The 21413-nt window shown below is 72.0% G+C and carries 12 protein-coding genes; 10 read left to right on the top strand and 2 right to left on the bottom strand.

What is annotated here, in order from left to right; translation table 11 throughout:
- Positions 1-128 precede the first annotated feature (128 nt).
- Positions 129-1139 carry a mannose-binding protein gene (locus OG254_RS02090; RefSeq protein WP_405594804.1) on the bottom strand — a complete coding sequence of 337 codons (1011 nt, stop codon included), beginning with the start codon at positions 1137-1139 and terminating at the stop codon, positions 129-131.
- Positions 1140-1624: 485 nt separating this feature from the next.
- Here OG254_RS02090 and OG254_RS02085 point away from each other — a divergent pair, with 485 nt between their 5' ends.
- The 4 genes from OG254_RS02085 to OG254_RS02070 all read left to right on the top strand — a co-directional run bounded on the left by OG254_RS02085 (position 1625) and on the right by OG254_RS02070 (position 8270).
- Positions 1625-2377 carry a type VII secretion system-associated protein gene (locus tag OG254_RS02085; protein WP_405594802.1) on the top strand — a complete coding sequence of 251 codons (753 nt, stop codon included), beginning with the start codon at positions 1625-1627 and terminating at the stop codon, positions 2375-2377.
- On the top strand, positions 2374-3579 hold the full coding sequence (locus OG254_RS02080; protein ID WP_405576734.1) for a ricin-type beta-trefoil lectin domain protein: 1206 nt from the start codon (positions 2374-2376) through the stop codon (positions 3577-3579). The genes OG254_RS02085 and OG254_RS02080 overlap by 4 nt, the downstream gene beginning before the upstream one ends.
- A 162-nt stretch (positions 3580-3741) precedes the next feature.
- Positions 3742-7053: a right-handed parallel beta-helix repeat-containing protein gene (locus tag OG254_RS02075; protein ID WP_405576732.1), complete on the top strand. Its 3312-nt coding sequence runs from the start codon at positions 3742-3744 to the stop codon at positions 7051-7053.
- Entirely contained in the window at positions 7050-8270 is a 1221-nt protein-coding gene (locus OG254_RS02070) for a S8 family serine peptidase (protein WP_405576730.1), read from the top strand. The genes OG254_RS02075 and OG254_RS02070 overlap by 4 nt, the downstream gene beginning before the upstream one ends.
- A gap of 361 nt (positions 8271-8631) precedes the next feature.
- On the opposite strand, the gene eccCa is transcribed toward OG254_RS02070, so the two are convergent.
- Complete coding sequence (eccCa, locus tag OG254_RS02065) at positions 8632-12651, bottom strand: type VII secretion protein EccCa (RefSeq protein WP_405594800.1); 4020 nt, start codon at positions 12649-12651, stop codon at positions 8632-8634.
- A 457-nt stretch (positions 12652-13108) separates the two neighbouring features.
- Between eccCa and eccD the strand changes: the two genes are divergently transcribed.
- The 6 genes from eccD to OG254_RS02035 all read left to right on the top strand — a co-directional run bounded on the left by eccD (position 13109) and on the right by OG254_RS02035 (position 21353).
- A complete protein-coding gene (gene eccD, locus OG254_RS02060) occupies positions 13109-14515 on the top strand; it encodes a type VII secretion integral membrane protein EccD (RefSeq protein ID WP_405576728.1) in 1407 nt (468 codons plus the stop codon).
- Between the two features lie 40 nt (positions 14516-14555).
- Positions 14556-16121 carry a type VII secretion protein EccB gene (gene eccB / locus OG254_RS02055; RefSeq protein WP_405576726.1) on the top strand — a complete coding sequence of 522 codons (1566 nt, stop codon included), beginning with the start codon at positions 14556-14558 and terminating at the stop codon, positions 16119-16121.
- 477 nt (positions 16122-16598) lie between these two features.
- A complete protein-coding gene (locus tag OG254_RS02050; RefSeq protein ID WP_030955148.1) occupies positions 16599-16934 on the top strand; it encodes a hypothetical protein in 336 nt (111 codons plus the stop codon).
- An 88-nt stretch (positions 16935-17022) separates the two neighbouring features.
- A complete protein-coding gene (locus OG254_RS02045) occupies positions 17023-17331 on the top strand; it encodes a WXG100 family type VII secretion target (protein ID WP_351198083.1) in 309 nt (102 codons plus the stop codon).
- Positions 17332-17513: 182 nt separating this feature from the next.
- Positions 17514-17984, top strand: a complete 471-nt coding sequence (locus OG254_RS02040) for a type VII secretion system-associated protein (RefSeq protein WP_405576723.1) — start codon at positions 17514-17516, stop codon at positions 17982-17984.
- Positions 17985-18008: 24 nt separating this feature from the next.
- The gene (locus OG254_RS02035; protein WP_405576721.1) at positions 18009-21353 is read left to right on the top strand and encodes an AAWKG family protein; all 3345 of its coding nucleotides are present in this window, start codon (positions 18009-18011) and stop codon (positions 21351-21353) included.
- Positions 21354-21413 lie beyond the last annotated feature (60 nt).

Here is a 21413-nt window from a genome sequence, read left to right as displayed (position 1 = left end):
GGCTCCGCCGAGATCCGGTCACGAAACCCCGCCGACGCGTGGGCGTCGGCGGGGTCGCGATCACGGTCCGGGTGCAGGCGGCAAGGTCTGACATCTGACATCTGGCCCTGCCGAAGGGCGTCAGGTCGTCAGGTCGACCAGGCCACCCCGCCGTTGTGCACGATGGCCACCTTGGCGTCGGCCCGGAGAACCAGCTGCGCGCCCTCGCGGCCCCAGGTCTGGGAGGCCCAGATGGGGCGGTCCTCGGCGTTGTGGATGACGAGGTTGCCGTCCTGCTGGAAGATCGCCCGGTGGTTCGAGCCGAAGGTCATGGATGCCCAAATGGGCTTGCCCTGCTCGTTGTAGACGACGAGATTGCCGTCGGTCTGCATGACCATCCGGATGCGGTTGGTGGTCCAGGCCTGGTTGACCTCCAGGACACTGGTCGCGAAGACGGTCTCGGTGCTCCAGTTCGGCTGCGGGGTCGCCTTGGGCTTGGGCGCGGGCTTCGCCTTGGCTGTGCGGCTCGGGCTGGGCTCCGGCGCGGGCGCGGCGGGCACCGGGGCCGTGACCTTCGGCGGCTCGCTCTTCTTCGTCTTCTTCGGGGACGGACTGGGCTTCTCGGCCACGTAGTCGTCGAGGCCGGCGGGGGCGGAGCTCGGGTTCAGGACGGTGTCGGAGCCCTCTGCGGCCAGCCCCTTGGCGGAGTCGGGGGGCCCGTCGTCCTTCGCGCTCCCGGCCAGGAGCAGAGGTATCGCTATCAGCGCGGCGCCGGCGATAGCGGCGCCCGCCAGGATCGGCTTGCGGGGGCGTCCGCTGCCGACGCCGGTTTCGGTCCTGACACCCGGAGGGGTCGTCCCGACGGCCGCCGCGACGGCGACGCGCTCCTCGGACGCCTCAGTGGTTCCGGCGGCGGCCGCAGGCGCGGACGGGGACAGGGTGGCCGCGGTCTCCTCGGCCCCGGTGGTGCCGGACTCCGTCTCGGCGGTGCCGGAGGCGCCGGACGCTGAACCCGTGGCCCCGGACTCCGCCTCTGGGGCCCGGGTTTGGGTCGGCGCCGCCTCGTCCGGTTCGGAGGGAGCGGGCGGTAAACCGGCCTCCCCTACGCGGGCGGCGGCCGCCTCCGCGTTCGCGCCGGTGGTGGGGTGCTGGGGGGACATGCGGTACTCCTCCTCGGTGGCGGAGCTGTCGGTGGCGGGCGGGACCCGCGCAGTGACCGGCTGGACGAACGCCGGGAGCCCCGGCGGGCGTTGGTCGAACGCCGCGCCGGGGTGGACCTGGTTCGGCCCGGCCCCGGTCGTCGAGGCGTACATGACCCGCCGCGGTGGCGGCCGCAGGCCGATCCGACGCCCTTCCGAGCTGCGAGGTCTTCCCGTGCGGCCCAACTTAGCCCGTCCCGGGGGTGATCAGTCGTACCACCTGCCTCAACGCTCCCGTCGCTTTGTCCACTCCCGCCTCCCTGATCCCGGAACGTCCCCCACTCGGGCCGTAAACGGGCACGTGGACGCCCGATTCGGACCCTGCCTGTCCCGCAACGGGCGGGGCGGGTGTGGCATTCTGTTGACTCCCCGATCTGATCAGTGTCGGCGCGTGCGTACGCCGTCGGCACCCAAGTGTTCGTACAGACCGAAGAGTTCAGGTGGAGATGCGGCCCGGACAACGGCAAGAGGGCGGGCACGACGTCCGGCCCGCGGTGCCCGACGGCTCCGGCCCGGCCGCCGCCGAGTCATCCGGCGCCGACGACGCCGTGGCCACCGACACCCCCGAGATACCCGAGGCCGTGCAGGCGGCCGCCCGCCGGGCGCCCGGTCACTGGATCGGCGTGGTGGACCCGGAGTGGACCGAGGAGCGGACGCCGCCGGAATGGGCGGTGCTGGGGGAGTGGCAGTCGGACGAGAGCGGGGCGGTGGGGGACTACCGCCCCAACCCGGCGTACCGGCCCTCGGCTCGGGTGCTCGGCTGGCCGGAGCCCACCGACCCGGTGGACGCGGCGGCGCAGCGGGCCGCCACCGGCTACGGCTCGGTGGACGAGGCGCTTGCGGCGCTCGCGGAAGCGGAGATCACGGTGGTGCTCGGACCGGACGGTGGGCCGCTCACGGCTGCCGGGCTGGACGGGGCGCCCGTGGTGCTGTTGTTCACCTCCCCGGCCCACGAGTTCATGTCCGAGGCACTTCGACATGACACCGTTCCGGCACGGGAGCTGGCCCGTTCACTACGCGGCTCGGGCACTCAGCTGATGGTCAACGTCGGTGCCGCGGCCCCCTTGCTCGTCCCGGCGGACGGACTCCCCGATCCCGTAGGCGAACCGGGAGCCGAGCAGGCACCCGTGGCCCGCTCCGAGGACCTGACCCACAGCCCATCTGAACCCTGGCCCCACACAACAGGGAGGACGCCGTGACGCGTTCGGTCCAGCACAACCCCACCTCCCCGAGGGCGGAGTCCGGCGGCGGCGAGGAGACAGCCGCCACCGCTGCCGCCGTCGCCGAGCCCCAGCCCCGGCCCGAGGTCGAGGTCGAGCCGAGCGAGGCGAAGACCGGGGCTCAGGCCACCGGCGCCGAGGAGACGGCCGCCGAGGCCGAAGCCGCCACGGAGGGCCGGACCACCACCGACCCCGAAGCCGAGACCGGTCCCGGAGCCGGAGCAGGCGCGGCCCCCGGCGGTCGGTCCGAGTCCGAATCGGCGTCCGAGGCCGAAGCCGACCCGGGTGCCGCCGCGGCGGCCAAGAGCCGGCTCCCCGCACTCGTGCGGACCATGACCGCGACCGCCATCGACCGGCCCGAGCAGCAGACCCGTCACGTGGGGCGGCCGGGCAAGGCGGTGCTGGCCGGGGCGGCCGTCGCCGGAGCGCTGCTCGTGTCGGTGCCGTTCCTCGTCCTCACCGGGGGCGACGACAAGGACTCCAAGGTGGCGCCGGCCGGCGGAACCGTCCTCGGTGGCGGAGAGAAGGAGGCTCCGGGCGACTTCGTGGTGACCAAACCCGACACCGGCGCCCCGGCCGACGGCGAGAAGAACTCCGCCAAGCCCGACAAGCCGGTGCAGAAAGCCCCCGCGGGCGGCGCGGCGCAGGGCTCGGGCAAGGACACACCGAAGCAGGACGCAGGCCAGAAGGACGAGCCCAAGGCGGACACGGGCAAGCAGGAGCAGCCGGCGAAGTCGACCGGCGACAAGGCGTCCGGTGGCGGCCAGCCCGCGAACTCCGGTTCGGGCGTGACGTTCAGTGCCCCGGTCTCCATACGCAGCCATCTCTCCGGCCGCTGCGTCGACGTACCGAACGCCGATTTCACCGACGGCAAGAAGCTGATCGTCTGGGACTGCAACAACGGCGCGGCGCAGAGGTGGCGGTTCGCCTCCGACGGCACCATCCGCATCAACGGCATGTGCCTGGACGTCGCCAACGCGAACTTCAATGACGGCACGCCCATCCAGATCGCCTGGTGCAGCGGCAACATCGCCCAGAAGTTCGTCGTGAACGAAGCCCACGACCTCGTCAACACCGTTGTCGGCAAGTGCGTCGACATCAAGGACAACAACACGGGCAACGGGGCCGCGCTGCAACTGTGGACCTGCGCCGGCACCGACAACCAGAAGTGGAGTGTCTGACCGGACGCGGGAGGTCAGACGCCTTCAGGCCGAGAGCATCGCTCCCGGTAACCGTCCGCCCCGGCAGCGGGGCATGATGGCACCGTCGGCTCGCCGACACCACGCGCTCCCGACGCCCCGGGGGCGCCCGCTCAAAACGCCCCCCAGCAAGGAGGTTGGTGCGTGTCGCGCCAGGTACTCACGGTCGGTCCGGGGGACCGGGACCGCTACCGGACGATCGGTGAGGCACTCTCGGCTGCCCGTACCGGCGCGCTCATCAGCGTCCGGCCCGGGACATACGCCGAGAACCTGGTGATCCACACCCGGGTCACCCTCACCGCCGCCGAGGGCCGGGGCACGGTCGAGATCCGGCCACGTACGGGCAGCGTGCTCGCGCTGCGCGCCGACGCCGTGATGCTCGCCGAGCTGACCCTGCGCGGCGGCGACGCCGAGCTGCCCGCCGTGGACGTGCGACGCGGGCAGGCCGCGCTCGACGGCTGCGAGATCATCGGCGCCGCCTGGACCGCGATGCTGGCCGGAGGCACCGGCTCCCTGGCGCTGCGGGACTGCCGGGTGAGCAATCCGCAGGGCGCGGGCATCGTGGTCACCTCGACCACGCCCACCACCGTGGAGTCCTGCACCCTTGAGCACCTGGGCACCAGCGGCCTGGTCCTCGCCGAACAGGGCGAGGCCCGCCTGCGCGGCTGCACGGTGCGCGCCGCCCGCGGCAACGGCCTGCTCGCCAACGGCGACTCCACCGGCAGCGTCGAGGACTGCGACATCTCCTCCACCGACAAGCCCTCCATCGCCCTGGAGCAGAACTGCTCCCTGACGGTGATCCGTACCGTGGTGCACGACACCAGCACCGGCGTGCACCTGAGCAGCGCGGGCCGTACGACGCTGGAGGACGTCCGCGTCACGGGCGCCTCCGGGAACGGGATCGCGCTGGCCGCGGGCACCGACCCGGTGCTGCGCCGCTGCCGCGTCTCGCGCACCCGAGGCCACGGCGTGCTGGTCACCGACCGGGCGCGCGGCACCTTCGAGGACTGCTGGGTGGACGGCGCGCAGGGCGCGGCGCTGCGCGTCGCTGGGGCCGCCTCCCCGGCGCTGACCGGCCTGACGGTCCGCGACTGCGAACAGACGGGGCTGCTCCTGGAGGAGGACTCGGCGCCCGAGCTGGACCGCCTGGAGGTGATCGGCGGCTCGCCCGCGATCGCCGTGCGCGCCGGCGCCAACCCGCTGCTGCGCCGGGCCCGACTGGTGGAGCCGGCCGGCGACGGCATCGTGGCCGGCAAGGACGCCCGCGGCCGCGCCGAGGACTGCGAGATCGTCCGGCCGAAGGGCGCGGGCGTACGCGCGGGCTCCGGCAGCACCCTCTACCTCGCCGGTGGCGGGGTCTCCGACACCGCCACCAACGGCCTGGTCGTGGACGACGGCGGCAACGTCACCGTCCGCGACTTCCGCATCGAGATATCCGGCGAGGAAGGCGTCCTGGTCGAGGCGGGCGGCGAGCTGACCGCCAACCGCACCACGGTGCATGCCGCCCAGGGCCACGGCTTCCTGCTCCGCGAGGGCGCGCTCGCCTCGCTCAGCGGCTGCGAGGTCTCCGGCGGCGCCCAGGACGGCTTCCGCGTGGAGTCCACCGCGCCGGTCTCGCTCGTGAACTGCCTCGCCCGGGAGAACGAGGGCGGCGGCCTGGTGCAGACCGCGCCCGGCGAACGGCTCGCCGTGGACGGCCTCAAGAGCACCGGCAACGGCAAGCGGGACGCCTGGGGCACCGGCAGCGCCGAGAACACCGACCCGGCCGGCTCCGGCGCCGCGGACGGGCCCCAGCCGGACCGCGAGGACGGCCCGCTCGGCGCCCTCAACGCGCTGATCGGCCTGGAGAACGTCAAGCAGCAGGTGCGCACCCTGGTCAACCTGACCCAGCTCGCCCAGCGCCGCGAACAACTCGGCATGTCCGCCCCGCCGATGAGCCGCCACCTGATCTTCGCCGGACCTCCCGGCACCGGTAAGACCACCGTCGCCCGCCTCTACGGCGCGATCCTCGCCGAACTGGGCTCCCTGCGCAGCGGGCACCTCGTCGAGGTCTCCCGAGCCGACCTGGTCGCACAGGTCGTCGGCGGCACCGCCATCAAGACTACGGAGACCTTCGAACGGGCCCTCGGCGGCGTGCTGTTCGTCGACGAGGCGTACACGCTCACCGCGGACAGCGGCCACGGCGGCGCCGACTTCGGCCGCGAGGCGGTGGACACCCTGCTGAAGCTGATGGAGGACCACCGCGACGACGTGGTCGTGGTCGCGGCCGGCTACTCCCGCGAGATGGAGTCCTTCCTCGGCTCCAACCCCGGCCTCGCCTCCCGCTTCTCGCGCACCGTCGAGTTCGAGAACTATTCCGTGCCCGAACTGGTCGCCATCATGGAGAACATGTGCGCCCAGCACCAGTACGAACTGGGCGAGGGCACCGCGGAGGCACTGGCCGCGCACTTCGAGTCGATGCCCAGGGACGCCGGGTTCGGTAACGGCCGTGCCGCGCGCGGGGTGTTCGAGGAGATGGTGGACCGGCAGGCGGTCCGCCTCGCCTCCCTGCCCCAGGTCGGCGAGCACGATCTACGGCTGCTGCTGCCGGAGGACGTCTCCGCCACCGCCGCGAAGACCGCCGAGTCCGTCGTACCGGAGGACGACCCGCTGACCCGTCTCGGCGACATGATCGGCCTGGCCGAGGTGAAGCGCGACGTCGCGGACCTGGTCAACCTCATCACCACCGCCCGCCATCGGGCCGCCGCCGGGCTGCCGGTGCCCTCGCTCAGCCACCACCTGGTCTTCACCGGCCCACCCGGTACGGGTAAGACCACCGTCGCCCGCCTCTACGGCGAGATCCTGACCCAGCTCGGCATCCTGCAACGGGGCCAGTTGGTGGAGGCCGCCCGAGCCGACCTGGTCGGCCGCTACATCGGTCACACCGCCCAGCTCACCCGCGAGGTCTTCGAACGGGCCCGTGGCGGCGTGCTGTTCATCGACGAGGCCTACACCCTCACCCCGCAGGGCGGCGGCGCCGACTTCGGACAGGAGGCGGTGGACACCCTGCTGAAGCTGATGGAGGACCACCGCGACGAGGTGGTCGTCATCGTCGCCGGGTACACCGGCGAGATGGAGCGCTTCCTCGCCTCCAACCCGGGTCTGTCCTCCCGCTTCCCGCGCCGGATCTCCTTCGCCGACTACTCCTCCGAGGAACTGGTCACCATCGTGCGCGCACAGGCAGCGAGCATGGGCTACGAGTGCGGACCCGGCACCGGCCCGGTGCTCAAGGCGTACTTCGACGCGCTGCCCCGGGACCGCTCGTTCGGCAACGCCCGGCTGGCCCGGCAGGTCGTCGAGTCGATGGTCACCCGCCAGGCGGGCCGGCTCAGTTCGCTGGCCGCGCCCACGCTGGACGACCTGCGCATCCTCATTCCCGAGGATGTCGTGGCGGCTCCGAAGGGGGTCGGACTGTGACGCCGTACGCCCGAGGGGCCGTCCGTCTGCTGTCCGGCGCCGGTCTCGCCGCCGCCCTGCTGCTGCCCACGGCCGTGCCGGCTCATACGGCCGACGGTGCGAAGGGCCAGGAGCTTCCCGCGATGCCCTCCGCGCTCGATCCGGACGCGGAGGAGGCGGACTGCACCGCCGCGTCCCGGGAGACGGCGAAGAGGCAGGACTGGTCACGCCAGCGCCTCGACCTGGACCGGCTGCGCGGGCACGGTTCCGGCGAGGGCGTGACCGTCGCCCTGGTCGACACCGGTGTGGACCCTGACGCCGACGGCCTCGACGGCCGGGTCACCGCCGGCGGTGGCGCCGCCGAGGACTGCGTCGGGCACGGCACCTTCCTGGCCGGACTGATCGCCGGGACCGGCGGGGACAGCGCGCGCCTCGCCGGAGTCGCCCCGGGCGCAAGGATCCTGGCCCTGCGTGGCACCGACACGCGCGGTGAGGCGAGCGCCGCGCTGGTCGCGGAGGCGGTACGCGAGGCCACCGACGCCGGGGCCGACGTGATCGCGGTCACCGTGGCCCTGCCGCGCCGGGACGCGGCACTGACTCGTGCGGTCGCCGAGGCCCGCCGCGCGGGTGCCGTCGTGATCGCCGCGGCCACCCCGGACCCGCCGTCCCGGGGCACCGACGAGATTCCGTCCCGCGTGTACTGGCCGGCCGGTGAACCCGGCGTCCTCTCGGTCGCCGACATGCTTCCCGGCGGCGTCCGCCCGGACAGCGCCCTGCCCACCACGGGCATCGACCTGGCCGCCCCGGGGGCCGGGGTGGTCTCCGGAGGCCCGCGCGGTGACGGCCACTACCTCGGCGCCGGCGCGTCGGTGGCCGCCGCCTACGCCGCCGGGGCCGCCGCGGTCGTCCTCGCCGCCCACCCCGACGACTCGCCCGACGCCGTCACGCACCGCCTGACCGCGACCGCCTACCCCGCCGACATCCCCCAACTCGACGCCTATGCCGCCGTGACCACGGTCCTCGGCGACTCGGGCGCGCCGGCCGGGGGCGAGCGTGCCGCGGAACCCGTGTCCGTCCGGGACACCTCCGCCGCCGACCGCGCGACCGGCCGCGCCACCCTCTTCGTCATCCTCGGCTCCGCCGCCGTACTCACCGTCCTGTGGGCCGCGTTCACCCTTCCCCGGGCCCGCGCCCGGGGCTGGCGCCCGGCGGGGGCGGGCGGTACGCAGGAGGACTGAGCCGAGCCCGGGGGACGGCCGGGTAGACGGCGGGGCGGGTCGTCACGGGTGCTGGCCGTTGTGCACCCGGCGGGGGCATCGCCTGCCGGCTACCGACGGCTCCGTACTCGGCACAGGCGACCGGTCTCGGAGGCCGTTTCGGACGGCGTGGGTTCGTGGCGGCTGCGCACCTGGTGCGTGCGGCCGGTCCCGGGGCGTGTGCGGTGGGCTCCAAGGCGGAGAGGGTTCGTGTCTCCTCCGAGGACGGCTGCTGCCGGATCCACGGCTGCCCACCTACCCGGCCCACGCGGCCCCTCCCGCACAGCCGACGGCGGGGGCCATCCCGGATGACCCCCGCCGCCTGCCTCACCGTCTCGTCCGCTCAGTCCTCCTGTCCGTGGCTCGACTCCACGAGCGCCGTCTGCATCAACCGCGACTTGCGGCGGGCGATGTGCTGGGCCCGGCCGGGCGGGAGGTTGAGGGGCTTCGCGTTGCCGAAGAGGCGGCCTTCGGTGGGCGGGCAGGAGAGCAGGACGGCGGGGTTGTTCGCTTCGTCCAGGCGGCGGATGAGGGAGTCGCTCAGGCCGCGGCCCGCGCCCATGGCGCTGCGGGCGATGATGAGATGCAGGCCCATCTCGTAGCCGAGGGTCAGGTGCTCGAAGAGCGGCTCGAAGGGGCTCTGGAAGGAGTTGCTGGCGACCATGTCGTAGTCGTCGACGAGGATGAACAGGCGCGGCCCTGTCCACCAGTCGCACTTGCGCATGCGGGCGGGGGCGATGTCCGCGCCCGGGACGCGGGTCTTGAGCGCGCGGGCCGCGCCGTCGATGGTCTCCGTGAGGTTGTCCAGGGAGATCACGTGCCCGATGCGGTACTCCTCCGGGATGGCGTCCACCAGCGTGCGCCGGTAGTCCACCGCGATGATCTTCGCCTCGTTCGGGGCGTAGCGGGTGGTGATGCCCTCGGTGATGCGGCGCAGCAGGTTGGTCTTGCCGCTCTCGGTGTCGCCGACCACGATCAGGTGCGGGGTGCGGCTGAAGTCGTGCCAGACCGGCTCCAGCGCGTCCTGGTCGATGCCGAGCGGGAGCCGCATGCCGCCGCCCTCGGTCGGCTCGGGCGCGGGGAGTTCGACGAGCGGCAGCCGGTGCGGCAGCATCCGGACCTGCGGGGCGGCCGGCCCGGACCAGTGCCTGGCGATCTCTGCGACCAGGTGGGCGACACCGTCGCCGAGGTCGTCGAGGGAGCCGCTGCCGTCCAGGCGGGGCAGCCCGGCGAGGAAGTGCATCTTGCTGTCGGCGGTGATGCCCCGGCCGCCGCTGCGCGGCACCGAGCGGGCCTTGCGGGTGTCGATCTCCGAGTCCATCGGGTCACCCATCCGCAACTCCAGGCGGGTCGCGGCCTGGTCGCGGACCTGCGCGGACAACTCCACCCAGCGGGTGGTGGTGATCAGCAGATGGATGCCGTAGTTGAGGCCGCGGGCGGCGAGTTCATTGAACTTCGGGACCAGCTCGTCGTAGTCCTGGCGGACCGTGGACCAGCCGTCGACCACCATGAACACATCGCCGAACGGCTCGTCGGGGAACTCCCCGGCGGCCCGGCGACGCCGGTAGGACTGCATGGAGTCGAGGGTGTGGTCGACGAAGAACTGCTCGCGCCGGGCGAGCAGCGTCATCACCTCGGCGACGGCCCGGTGCACCCGCTCCGGGTTGAGCCGCGCCGCGACACCGCCGACATGGGGGAGCCCGGCGAGCTGGGAGAGACCGCCGCCGCCGAAGTCGAGGCAGAAGAACTGGATCTCGGCGGGCGTGTGGGTGAGGGCGAGGCCGGCGATCAGGGTGCGGGCGAGGGTGGACTTGCCGCTCTGTGAGCCGCCCGCGATGGCGACATGGCCGCCGGCCCCCGAGAGGTCCACGATCAGCGGGTCGCGGCGCTGATCGAAGGGCTTGTCCACCAGGCCGACCGGGACCCGCAACTTGCCGGTGCCGGACCAGCCGGCGGCGGTGAGGCCGCGCTCGGCGTCGGGGGCGATGCCGGGCAGCAGGGCGTCCAGCGGGGACGGCTCGTCCAGCGGCGGCAGCCACACCTGGTGGGCGGCGGGGCCCGAGTCGCGCAGCCGGTCGAGGGCCACGTCGAGCAGGGTCTCCTCGTCGCCGGTCTCCTCGGTCTCCGGCTCCGGCTCCGGCGCGGCTTCGAGCGTGCGCGGCACGACCCAGCCGCTGGTCCACGGCACCACCTGACTGGCCACCCGGGCCTGTACCACCGCGCCGGTCCGGCGCCGGTACGTGCCCGAGGAGTAGGCGGCGCGGAACCGGGTCAGGGCCTCCACGCCGGACTTCAGATAGCCGCTGCCGGGCTGGGCCGGCAGCTCGTAGGCGTCCGGCACGCCGAGCACGCCGCGGCTCTCCATGGCGGAGAAGGTGCGCAGACCGACGCGGTACGACAGATGGCTCTCCAGCTGGTGCATGCGGCCCTCGTCCAGGCGCTGCGAGGCCAGCAGCAGGTGCACACCGAGGGAGCGGCCGAGGCGGCCGATCATCACGAACAGGTCCATGAACTCCCGGTGCGTCGCGAGGAGTTCGCTGAACTCGTCGACCACCACGAACAGGCTGGGCAGCGGCCTGAGGTCCGCCCCGCCGGCACGGGCCCGCTCGTACTCCAGGGCGGAGGTGTAGTTGCCGGCGGCGCGCAGCAGTTCCTGGCGGCGGATGAGTTCGCCGTGCAGGGCGTCCTGCATGCGTTCCACCAGGGCCACCTCGTCGGCGAGGTTGGTGATGACGGCGGAGGTGTGCGGCAGCTCCTCCAGGCCGAGGAAGGTGGCGCCGCCCTTGAAGTCGACCAGGACGAAGTTGAGGGTCTCGGAGGAGTTGGTCAGCGCCAGGCCCAGGACGAGGGTGCGCAGGAGTTCGCTCTTGCCGGAGCCGGTGGCGCCGATGAGCATGCCGTGCGGGCCCATGCCGCCCTGCGCGGACTCCTTGATGTCCAGCTCCACGGGGCGGCCGTCCACGCCGACCGCGATCGGCACCCGCAGCCGCGCGGATCCGGTCTGCCGGGCGAAGAGGGCCTTCGGGTCGTGCCGGTGCAGGTCGGGAATGCCGAGCAGGGTGGTCAGCTCCACGTCGGCGTCCAGCGGCTGCGCGATGTCGCTGCCCAGGCTGATCCGGCGGGAGGCGAGCAGCCGGGCCAGCGCCTCGGCGCCGAGCGGGCCGAGCCGGTCCGGCCGGCCGAGCGGCACCGAACGCTCCTTGCGGCTGCGGTCTGTGCGCACCAGGTTCACCAGGTCCGGCCCGACGGTCAGCCGCAGCGTGTTGCGGCCGGGCCGCCAGCGCAGCGCCCCGGAGACGTCCAGGACCACGGCGTTGCGGTAGCCGTGCCCCTCCCAGCGGTGGCCCTCGGGGACGGTGATGCCGTCGAGGACGACGACTGTGTAGGGCTCGTCACGGCCCGGACGGGCGTCCGGATCGAAGCCGGGGCGCTCGGCGAACTCGGCGCCGAGCAGATCGTCCAGCTCGGTGAGGTCGGCGGTGATCCGGCGGACCTGGCCGGCGCCGTCCTCCTCGTGCGGGTGCAGCGCGTGCGGGAGCCACTTGACCCACTCCCAGTCGGCCCGCCGCTCGTCGCTGACGCACAGCGCGATCCACAGCTCCTCGGGGGCATGGAACACCGCGAGCTGGCCGAGTGCGGCGCGCACCAGGGCGCGTACGGCGTCGGTGCCGCCGTTCTCCGACGTGCCGCCGTTCTCCGACGTCCGGCTGTTCTCCGACGTGCCGCCGGACGTTTCGCCGGAGGTCTCCTCGGGCCGCACCATGACCCGCGCGGAGGAGCGCAGATAGAGGCCGAGGGGCTGTTCGGGGATGGTGGAGTAGGCGCGGATGAAGCGGCGCAGGGCGTGCGCGCAGAGCGGTTCGAGGTCTTCCACCGGGCGGGTGGAGACGGGGTTCAGGGTGAGCGCGAGCTGCTGTTCACCGACCGCGAGCCGGACCTCGCCGAAGTCCTCGTCGGCCGGACGGCGTTCCCACAGACGTGTGGTGCGAGCCAGCGAACGCAGTGATGAGGGCTCCGGGTGGCGCCAGGCGAGCGCCCGCTGCTGCTCCACGATGGTGGCCCGGACCCGCTTGCGGGTCTGCGCCAGATAGCGGAGGTAGTCGCGGCGCTCGCCCTTCAGGCGCTGCTTGCGCTCGCTGGAGCGGCGCATCAGCTGGCCCAGCAGCATCGCGCCGGCGGACAGTGCCATGACGCCCAGCGCCAGATAGATGAAGACTCCGTTGCCGCCGCCCGGGCGCAGGAACATCAGCATCATCGACACCGACATCAGCGCCATCGGCAAATAGGTCCATATCGCCGAGGTGTCGGGGACCGTCTCGGCCAGGACCGGTGGCTCCTGGAGGGTCAATTGCCCTTCGGGCATCTCGGGGCCGCGCCTGCGGGCCGGCCGGCGAAACAGCACCACACTCAAGGAACAGAACCTCCGGTTTCACTGGCTTTCCGGCCCGCGCCGAATACCGGCACACTCCCGCTAGCGGGAAAGACCGCACCGCGCTCATTTTCCGGGGACCCGGGTACGCGGTGAACGCCGGATGAATGTTGTGGGCAAAGAGCAGGGAACTCTCAACTCCCCCACCATTCAACTGCATACCGGACAAGGAGCCCGGTCCCCAGCACGATCCGGCGAGCGTAGGCAGTAGTCTGCATTCACGTAACGCGACCTGTCCACGCGGGAGGGGTGCTTGCCGGGTGCGCGGACACAATTCCCCGGTCCGACCCCCCTGTTCTGGCCCGTGCGAACCTTCCGTACTCTTCGCACTGCCCCGCTCGCGGGGGAAGTCCTCCTGCCAAACCCTCCAAGGAAGACGAGAGTTCAGCTGATGACCGACAGCGCGGTGGCCGAACTGTGCCGCCTGACCGTACGTGCGCCGAGCGTCTCCGTCGATCTGGCCGTGCCCGCCGACGTTCCGGTCGCCGATCTGCTGCCCACGCTGCTGCGCTATGTCGGCGAGGAGGCCGAGGAAGCCGGACTCGACCATGCCGGCTGGGTGCTGCAGCGGCTCGGCGACGCCCCGCTGGACGAGGAGACCACCCTCGCGCGAGCCGGGCTCGCCGACGGCGACGTGCTCTATCTGCGCGCGCACACCGAGGCGCTGCCCGAGGCACGGCTCGACGACCTGGTCGACGGGATAGCCGACACCGCCGCCCGACGGCTGCACACCTGGCACCCCGAGGCGGCCCGCGGGCTGCTGGTGGGCACCACCGTGGCGACCGTGGTGGCCGCCCTGGTCCTTGTGTTCCGGCCCGGGGTGACCGGCTCCGGCTCCTTCAAGGCCGCCTGCGCGGCCGTGGTGGGAGTGCTGCTGCTCGCGGGCGCGGGCACCGCCAGCCGCGCGGTCGGCGACCGTCTCTCGGCGACCGCGCTCGGCCTGCTGGTCGCGCCCTGCCTGGCGCTGGCCGGCTGGGTGCTGCCCGGCGGTGATCTGACCGGCCCGGACGCGGCGCAGGTCGCGGGTGCGCGACTGCTCGCCGCGGGTGCGGCAGGTGCGGGCGGCGCGGTCCTCGCGCTGGCCGCCACCGCGGTCGGCGCACCGGCCCTGCTGGGCACCGCGGTCGTGTCGGTGGCCATCGCGATCTCCGGGGCCCTGATCGGGTACTCGGGCCTGGACGTGCAGGCCGCGGTGGCCCTGGTGGCGACGGTGTTCGCGCTCGCGGCCGGGACCGTGGCGCCGTTCGCCTTCAAGCTGGCCGGGATGCGGATGCCCGCCCTGCCCTCCTCCGCCAGCCAGCTCCAGGAGGGCATCGAGCCCTACGCGGGCGACGAGGTCGCCGAGCGCACCGAGCTGGCCGGGCGCTGGGTCACCGCGCTCTTCGCCGTCACCGGCGTCATCGCCGCGGCCGCCCTGGCCGTCCTCGCCCACCACCCGGACCTGCCTGAGGTCCTGACCTCGGTCGCACTGAGCCTGCTGCTGCTCCTGCACTCCCGCGGCCTGGTCCACATCGGGCAGCGGCTGACCCTGGCGGTGCCCGGCATCTGGGGGCTGCTGCTGCTCGCGCGGGCCTGGGCCGTGGACAGCGACGGCGACGGGCGGCTGGTGGTCTTCGCGGTGCTCCTCGGCGCCGCGGCCGCCCTGGTCATCGCCGCCTGGACGGTGCCCGGCCGCCGGATGCTGCCGTACTGGGGCCGTGCCGCGGAGATCGCGCACACCGGCCTCGCGGTGGCGCTGCTGCCGCTGAGCCTGTGGGTGGCGGGACTCTTCGGCTGGCTGCGCGGCCTGTTCGGCTGAGCACACCCGCACTGCGGCAAGAGAACGAGTAGGAGAGGCCGTGCAGTCCAAACGCGACCAGGTACACGCCCACAGTTTCATGATGGGCAGGCTCAGTTCGGGCCTGCTGATGGCCGATCCGGACGCCCCGGAGAGCCCCCTCGGGCGCACCACCCGCGGCGTGGCCTTCGGCATGCTGGTCACCGTCCTGATCGGCGCGGGCGCCACCGTCTACGGCCTGCTGCGCCCCGGCGGCAACGACGCCTGGCGCGACGGTGAGCACCTGGTGGTCAACCGCGACACCGGCGCCCGCTACCTGTGGACCGGGACCGACGGGGCACTGCACCCCGTGCGCAACTACGCCTCGGCGCGGCTGATCGGCGGCTCCGACCTGGAGACCGTCGACGTCGGCACCGCTTCGCTGCGGGACGTCCCCGTGGGCGCCCCGGCCGGCATCCCCGGCGTCCCCGACACCGTGCCCGAGCCCGGCCAACTCGACTCCGGCGCCTGGCACATGTGCGTCACCGGTCCTGACGGGGCGCTGCCGGACACCTCCGGTGCCGTGGCGAGCACCGGCGTGGAGGAGCCGGGGGCGACCACCCTGGTGGCCGGGTCGCCGCTGGACTCCCGCGGGATCGACGGCGAGCGCGCGATGCTGGTGCGCGGGCCGGACCGTACCGAGTACCTGGTGTGGCGGGGCAGCAGGCTGGCGCTGGACCGCGAGTCCGACGCCCGTAACGCCCTCGGCTACGGCTCCGAGCAGCCGATGCCGGTCTCGGCGGCCTTCCTCGACGCGCTGGCCCCCGGCCCCGTCCTGAAGCCGCCCGCGGTACCGGGGCGCGGGGAGGACGGCCCCGTGCTCGGCGGTGAGGCCAGCCGGATCGGCCAGCTGTTCAAGGTCAGCGTCCCCGGTGGCGACAGTACGTACCACCTGCTGACCGAGGACGGCCTGGTGCCGCTGACCCGGCTCGGCGCCGCCCTGGTGCTGGGCGACCCGGCCACCCAGAAGGACGCCTACGAGGGGCGCTCGCCCGAGGTGCGCACGGTCGGCGCCGACGCGCTGCGCGAGCACCGCGCCGCGGACCAGGACCCCACCGGGTCCGAGGAGTTGCCGGACGCGCCCCCCGTCCCGCAGTCCGCGCCACGCGGCACCGCGCTCTGCGCGCAGGTGGACGGCGACGACGGCGGCGTCCGGATCAGGTCGGTGCTCGTGCCGCTGACCCGGCTCGCCCCGGTCGCGGTGTCGCAGGGCACCGCCCAGCCGGTGCAGCAGGCCTGCGTCCCGACCGACGCCACGGTGGTCCGGCCCGGCCGGGGGGCCCTGGTCCGGGCCCTGCACGCCAGCGGCGCCGCACACGCAGGGACGACCTATCTGGTGGCGGAGAACGGTGTGAAGTACCGCGTCTCCAGCAAGAACTCGCTGGCCGCCCTCGGATACGGGGCCGCGGACATCGGCTCGGTACCGGCGCCGCTGCTCGCGGCTCTGCCGACCGGCGCGGACCTCGACCCGGCCGCCGCCGCGGGCGCCGCGGAGCCCAAGGTGACGGCTCCGAGTTGCGACGCCGCCGAAGAGCGGGAGCAGGGCGAGGAGAGCGCCGTACCGGACAAGGCGGACACCGCGCGCTGATCACGGCAAGGGGGGGCATTCGCCGCCGATGAAAAGGAAAAGGGCGCGGCAACAGAGAATTTGAGCCAAACTCGGTGTCGATGATGTGAACTCCCCGGAGTCATCGCGGCATCGAGTGCGCAGCGAACCTCAAACAAAGCTCAGATATTTCGGCCGGCCGTGCCCGCGGAATCCCGTGGAAGCGCTCTCAATGCCGGGATACGGCGCTCCCTGGTGCCCGTATCCCATCTGGGCGTGCCCGCTTTCTGCCCGCATCGCGTCACCCGGTGGAGGGTGCGCCTCCGTCCGCCCCGCCCGACCGGGGAGGCTTGTTCATTTCCGTGAAACCCCGGCACAACTCCCTTGCCACGCAAGAATTCTGAGGTGAGCTGACCGAAGCTCAAATGTTTCTCTGATCGCGTTGCGCGGAACGCCGGCTTCTCTTTAGCCTCAGCGAGCAACGTACGACGAGACAGGCCTGAACGAAGGGAGCGCGACATGGCGGACAGCGCCGCGAGGAAAGCGGACTATGCCAAGGGCTTGGGAGGTGTCTCCTCCCTGGAGTCGGCCCGCAGCCAGGTCGAGAAGATCCAGAACAACGTCGCGGAGATCGCGGCGCGTTCGGGCGTCGGCGGCGACGAGGGCCAGGCCCTGCTGAAGCTCTTCCGCAGCTGGAACGCCGAGGCGCAGAAGGTCGTCATCCAGATCAGCAAGATGGTCGACGCGCTCCAGGAGAACGTGACCTCCGCCAACCGTCTGGCGCAGGAGAACCAGGACCTCACCGAGGTCCTCAACAGCAAGACCAGCCAGGGCGTCTTCGAAGCGCTGAGCTGACCCGACCGGCAGCACCGGCCCCGTCACGACGAGGCCGGACCCCTTGAGCTTCCCCGGGCCGGCGCCCGGCCGTACGAGAGGAGACGTCATGGCCGACGGCATCATCGACGTGCAGTACCCCGTGGTCCGCAACGCCATCGAGGAACTGATGTCCCAGACACAGCAGATCATCACCACCCTCAACAACCTGGAGGACGAGCTGAAGCCGCTCGTCAACTCCTGGGAGGGCTCGGACCAGGAGACGTACCGTCAGGTCCAGGCCGAGTGGGACCAGGCCACCAAGAACATGGCCCAGCTCCTCGGCGACAACGGCGAGCTGATCCAGCAGATCCACGACAACCACTCCCGCGACGAGCGCAAGAGCGCCGACAACTGGGGCGGTGTGCGGGCCCGCTAGGGCCTGAGCTCAGAAGAGTCCCGGGCAGGCCGTGCCGGGCGTCGCGGAGCCGGCGGGAATCTCCGGACCGGCCGGTGCGCCCCGGCGGCACGCGTGGCGCCCGGCACGGCCGTCGTCCGTGCACGGGGCGCCCGCCGGGCCCCCGAAACCCCGTCCGGCACCAAGCGGCAGGAGAGCGTCCCATGGCCGGTGAGAAGGCCGACGTCAAGCATTTCGACCTCAAGCAGATGGAGTACTTCCGGGACAACGAGGTACAGCCCGTCTACACCGCCGCGAAGAAGCACAAGGAGGAGGGCGACGGGTCCCACATCCGTCCGCTCGGCCACCTCATCGACGGGCACACCACGCCCGACAACCTCGCCCAGGACAAGCAACTCCTGCGCATCGGCAGGATGGTCACCGAACCCCTGGTCTCGGGACCGAAGCTGATCGAGGACATCCGCACCGCGGCAACGGCCATCGACAAGCTGCTCGGTGACCAGATGGACCTCTTCAAGGAGTTGAAGGAGGCCCTCACCGAGACCATCGAAGAGGCCAACAAGACCAAGGACAAGAACCTCGACGCGATCGACGCGCAGACCCTGCTCCAGACCTTCGACGAGGTCGACACCCTGACCGCCGGCAGCAGCGGCGATCCGGACGACGAGTCCTGACCAACCCAACAGAAGGGGCGCCAGGTGGCCGATCGGTACGATCCCAACTCCGTCGCCAACCTCGACAAGTTCGACAACGCCGGCGATCCGTCGGGCGACACCTGGGCCACCCTGGTCACCCACATCACCGGCTATCCGGTGCCCGACCGAAACACCGTCTTCGACACGCTGCGCTCCGAACACGGCGGCAAGCTGTTCCGGATGGACATCCCCGAGCGCAGCCTCTCCCTGCTCGTCAAGGACTCCGGGTTCCTGAGGAACAAGGGCGAGGACTACGACATCTGGTTCTTCGACAGCGGCAAGAAGCGGTCGATCATGCAGGCCCGGATCGTCTTCGAGGGCCGTGTGAAGGACGGCGAAGAGATCATCTTCGCCGGTCCGGGCTCGGACAACGTCCATGACGCTCAGGTCCGTGAGGGCAACGAGTTCACGGACTACAACAAGGACAAGATGAGCACCATCCCGCTCGCCCGGTACATGAACGGGCCGCGGGCGGCGCTCCTCGCCCTGCTGGGCGGCAACACCACGGACGCCCGGTTCAGCAACCTGGGCGTGCCCGGGGCCGACGTGGTGGACCTGAAATCCTTCAACACCACCGGCGAGTCCTTCGACTTCGCCGCGAAGTTCTTCAGGGACCACGCGGTGGTGCTGAAGGACTGGGAGGACCGTTTCGGCCGGGACGACGCCAGCTGGAAGGGCGAGGCCGCGGAGGTCTTCCGCAGCCTGCTGAAGAAGATCCGCGAGAACTACGACAACTACGTCGAGACCTTCAACGAAAGCCCCGGCTCCGGCGACGAGACCGGCACCGGCGGCACCGTGTACTCGAAGGCCCTCTCGCTGGGGCGCAAGTACCTGGAGGACGCGGCGACCAAGCTGCTGGAGGCCTGGCTGGCCTGGGCCAAGTCCCCGTACTACGACCCGCACCAGGTCCTGCGTTACGTCCTGGACGACCTCGCCCAGTGGGTGGACGCGAACAACGTCGCCAAGACGGACATCAAGTCGTACACCTCCCGCTACACCACGTCCGTCAGCCACAGCCCGCACGCCGACTTCACCCAGGTACACCCCGAGTACGGCGATCTCACCGACATCGCCAACTGGGCGAAGGTCGGCGACAAGGCGGTCAAGATCTGGAGCCAGGGCGTCAACGAGTTCCTGGGCAAGCCCGCCGCCACGGTGCAGTCGAACCTGAACAACCACTTCCTCGACCTGGGCGACGACTTCTCCGACAACGTGCCCAAGCCGAAGTCGACCAGCACCGCCTCGGAGGAGTACGAGGAGCGCAAGGCCGATCAGGAGCGGGAAGAGATCAACCGGCAGAACGAGGAGAACAAGAAGTACCAGGACGAGCTGCGCGAGGAGCAGAACCGCCAGCGCGAAGAGGACAAGAAGTACCAGGAGGAACTCCGCGAGGAGCAGCGGCGCCAGCGCGAAGAGGACAAGAAGTACCAGGACGAGCTCCGCGAGGAACAGAACCGCCAGCGCGAAGAGGACAAGAAGCTCCAGGACGAGCTGCGCAACGAGCAGAACCAGCAGCGCGACGAGGACAAGAAGTACCAGGACGAGCTGCGCGAAGAGCAGAAGCGTGAGCAGGAGGAGGCCAAGCGCCTCGCCGATGAGCAGGCCAAGGCCATGCAGGAGAGCCTCGGCGGCATCAACGACCCCAACGCCCTGTCCAACACGGTCACCGAGAGCCTGGGCGACCTCACCCCCCTGAACATGCAGCAGGCCTTCAGGACCGAAGGGCCCCCGGCCACCACGGACCTGGGCAACCTCGGCGACGTGAACAACCCGGGCGGCACCCCCGTCACCACGAACCTGGGCAACCTCGGATCGCTGAACAACGGACCGGGCGGGACGAACAACAACAACGCAGCCAACGCCGCCAACGACGCGATCACCGAGAACCTCGGCAGCCTCGGCGGCCTGAACAGCGGTGGCGGCTCCCTCAAGTCCCCGACCGGCAGCAACACCCAGCTCGACGGCGGCAAGCTCACCACCGACTTCCCGGACGGCAGCAGCACCTCCTTCGACCCGGACAGCGGGGTGCTCACCACCACCCACCCGGACGGCAGCGTCACCACGCAGAACCTGGGCGACGGCACCCGCGTGACCAACCCGGACGGCTCGGTCACCTCCCTCGGCGACGACGGCAAGCTGACCACCACGTTCCCCGACGGCACGGTCCAGACCGTCGATCCCACGACCGGTCAGGCCACCGTCACCGACCCGAACGGCAACACGACCACCCAGGACCTCGGCAACCTGGGCAACCTCAACGGCCAGGACAGGCTCGGAGACCTGGGCGACCTCGGCGACATCAACACCGACCTGCCCACCGAGTCGGTCGGCGACCTGGGCAATCTCGGAAACCTCAACACCGATGGTTCCGGCCTTCCGACCCCGACGGGCGGCAGCACCAGCCTCGCCGGCGGTGACATCGCCACCGAGTTCCCGGACGGCAGCAGCATCAAGTTCGATCCGGACAGCGGCCTGCTCACCAGCACCAACCCGGACGGCACCACCACGACCACCGATCTCACCCACGGTGCGACGGTGACCAACCCGGACGGCTCCGTCACCCGCCTCGACAACGGCCAGCTGACCACCGACTTCCCGGACGGCAGCAAGCAGGTCATCGACCCGGACACCGGCATCGCCACCGTCACCGACCCGCAGGGCAAGACCGAGACGGTGAACCTGCACGATCTCAACTCGCGCGGGGACGTGGACAGTTCGGACATCCTCGACGGGCTCGGCGATCTGGAGAGCATCGGCGACCTCGGCGGTGGCGGTGGCGGCGGTGACGGCACCACCACCCGGGACATGTCCCTGTCCGACCTGGGACTCGGCGGCGGCACGGGCGCCGGGGCCTCGGGCGGCGGCCTGTCCGGGGACGGTTCCCTCTCCTCGGACCTCTCCGGCGGAGGCGGACTCGGTGCCGAGCCCCTCTCGGACGGTGTTGCCGCCGGCGCGGGCACCCCGCTCGCTCCCGCCGCCACGGCCGGGACCCCTGGGGCGCCCGGCATGCCCGGCAGCCCCGGTATGCCGATGGGCGGCGGGGGCATGGGCGGCATGGGCGCGGGCGGCGACAAGGGCAACGGCGAGCGAGTGCGCGCCGTCCTGGTCGACGCGGCGGAGGAGAGCGAGCGCCGTAACCGCCGGCGGCGCAGCCCGTGGAACCGCCAGGAGGACGACGACACCTTCCTGGCGCCGGCCTCCCGGGTGGCGACCACCGGCGGCGACTCCCCCGAGGAGGAGACGGAGCCGGGCCGCAGGGCCACCAGCAGCTCCGCCGACTACCTGGAGGAGGACGCGGACGTGTGGGGCACCGAAGAGGGCGGCACTCCGGCCGTCATCGGACGGTGAGCACCGTTCGGCTTCGGTGTGACCAGCGCGCGGAGACGAACACCACGCGGCCCCGGCTTC

Source organism: Streptomyces sp. NBC_01092 (genome assembly GCF_045039535.1).
Lineage (GTDB): Bacteria > Actinomycetota > Actinomycetes > Streptomycetales > Streptomycetaceae > Streptomyces.
This window is presented reverse-complemented; position numbering and strand designations above follow the sequence as displayed.